The organism is Saccharophagus sp. K07, from assembly GCF_014336955.1.
Taxonomy (GTDB): Bacteria; Pseudomonadota; Gammaproteobacteria; order Pseudomonadales; family Cellvibrionaceae; genus UBA5868.
The window spans coordinates 1-1,409 of the sequence record NZ_QRAI01000015.1 but is presented as its reverse complement, the minus strand read 5'-3'; the positions used below and the strand labels follow the sequence as shown (position 1 = coordinate 1,409).

3 protein-coding genes are annotated in these 1,409 nt (G+C 44.1%); 2 read left to right on the top strand and 1 reads right to left on the bottom strand.

Annotated elements, in window-relative coordinates; all coding sequences use genetic code 11:
* Together DWB84_RS18745 and DWB84_RS18740 are read left to right on the top strand one after the other, a co-directional pair.
* The coding region (locus tag DWB84_RS18745) for an RHS repeat-associated core domain-containing protein (protein ID WP_187411350.1) at positions 1 to 677 on the top strand (677 nt) is incomplete at its 5' end.
* Positions 678 to 871: 194 nt separating this feature from the next.
* Entirely contained in the window at positions 872 to 1,156 is a 285-nt protein-coding gene (locus DWB84_RS18740) for a hypothetical protein (protein ID WP_187411349.1), read from the top strand.
* 141 nt (positions 1,157 to 1,297) lie between these two features.
* Here the strand turns inward: DWB84_RS18740 and DWB84_RS18735 are convergent, their stop codons facing one another.
* On the bottom strand, positions 1,298 to 1,396 hold the full coding sequence (locus DWB84_RS18735; RefSeq protein ID WP_370589749.1) for a hypothetical protein: 99 nt from the start codon (positions 1,394 to 1,396) through the stop codon (positions 1,298 to 1,300).
* Positions 1,397 to 1,409: the final 13 nt, after the last annotated feature.

Here is a 1,409-nt window from a genome sequence, read left to right as displayed (position 1 = left end):
TGCCGGAGTTGGACCTATATTATTACCGTGCGAGAATCTACAATCCGGCGCTCGGGCGGTTTTTGCAAACCGATCCTGTGGGGTATGAAGATCAGATGAATCTTTATGCTTATGTGGGAAATGATCCGGTCAATATGATTGATCCAACTGGAAAATACGGCAGGGGTACGGGCTTCACAGACGAGCAATGGAAAAAGTTTGATAAGGCTCAGCAAAGTGCTGCAGGCAAAATGGAAAGCCGAGCAGATAAACTAGAGGCAAAGGCGGACAAATTGGACTCAAAAGGCGAGGAAGGCGGAGCAGACTTACGAACAGCCGCTTCTAATTTGCGCGGCGGCGCTGCTGCATTAAGAAGCGATGGGTCGGACGGAAAAGTTGCTAATGCGGTTTCTGCAGATAATTGGAGTGGAAATAAAGATACAGCAGCCTATGTCAATGGTGCTGGAGGAAATACAGTAACAGTTAACTTAGGACATGATGCGTTCAAAGTTGGAGGAACGGCTTTTAAAAGGGTTCTGACTCATGAATCTCTTCATACTGCAGGGCTTAGTGACTGGACGAGGGGAAAAAGAGCCTATTGTTGTTCAGGCGAGAAAAGCTTTTTAGACCATTATAATTCTCTATCTCCGGCAGAGAAAGTCAACAATCCTGATTATCTAATGAATTTGGTGTGGTGATGATTAACATATTGCGAGTAACCAATCTGTTGTTCTTGGTTCTGGTTTCAGTGTCATGCGCAGTCCAAAAAAGAGAGGGTGACCATGTTGTCCCAGGTGACCTTTATGACTTGTCCGCGTCATATGATGCTAATGAAAGAGCCTTCCTCCTTAAATTTACATCCAAATCTAGCAAGGAAATATGTGTTCCGAAAATGAGTTGGACGGATGAAAAGGGGGGGCATTATTTTTTTGGAGACACGAGGATATTTTTTGTGAGCGATGGAGTTCGGTATGATGTTAAAAAAGCTGATTATTCGGCTCGCTGTACTGCTGTAAAAATTAACGGATGCGTTAATATTTTAAAATATGGTGACCAGCTTTTTGGAAGATTGCCAATAGAAGATTTTTCAGTTCCTACTGAGGTGTATTTAAGAGAAGGATTTAACCCTCAGCTGTATTACTCATATACCCCGCGCTTTTGCACCACGAAAAGGTGAGGAACAAAAAAATTGCGCCAATTGCCATAAGCGAAAGAGGCGGCAGATTTATTTAATTGAATGGGTTTACCAACCCAAGCTTCTCAATCTGTTTACCTGTCACAACAAGAGCCCGACGAATCCCTGCGCCGGGCTTTTTCATCATCGAGTACAAAGCTCTCCCTGCAACTGCGGCAATTCCGCACTGTCGCTGCCTTTATTGCCCTGCATACCAAAGCTGACAGTTTGTCCCGGCAAAATATTGCCATTCCAA

What these genes read in the sequence shown, in the direction of transcription:
- DWB84_RS18740 (WP_187411349.1), top strand. Translation starts at nt 872, where the DNA reads ATGAGTTGGACGGATGAAAAGGGGGGGCATTATTTTTTTGGAGACACG.